Annotated in this window: 1 pseudogene; it reads right to left on the bottom strand. The window is 53.5% G+C overall.

Annotation, left to right across the window (positions count from 1 at the left end):
* Positions 1–411 (bottom strand): annotated as a pseudogene (locus FD01_RS15400) (ISLre2-like element ISLca4 family transposase); the annotation flags it as partial.

Genomic DNA, 411 nt, shown 5'->3' with positions numbered 1-411 from the left:
TTGTCGATTCGAAAGTGCCTCGATGTAAGGCCAATTTCGGTCAAGATAGCGCCGAAGCTTGGTGAGATTATCGAGCCATTCACTGCGCATTGAGTCCCCTGAATCGGTGTCTTGAACCATGCTTTCCGCGGTATCCAAGACCATCTCTGTTCTGGCCTTGTTGCCAGTCCAAACTGACTTGCGGAGTAGGTCTTGCAGATCACGTGGCATCATACTGAACCGCTCCTTGAGCTTGCGATTCAGGTGGTAGCCGTCTAGCACGTGCGCCCACCTAGCGGCGCCCGGGACCAACTCCTTGAACGCCTTAGGACTATAACCAGACCCATTATCACTGCCGGTCAGGACGCAGGTCTCGCGCAAATCGTAGTGCTGGTCGATGTATGACCTGTCTTCATCAAAGACCTTCTCGTG

The sequence above is a fragment of the Lacticaseibacillus manihotivorans DSM 13343 = JCM 12514 genome (assembly GCF_001435035.1).
Lineage (GTDB): Bacteria > Bacillota > Bacilli > Lactobacillales > Lactobacillaceae > Lacticaseibacillus > Lacticaseibacillus manihotivorans.
This window is presented reverse-complemented; position numbering and strand designations above follow the sequence as displayed.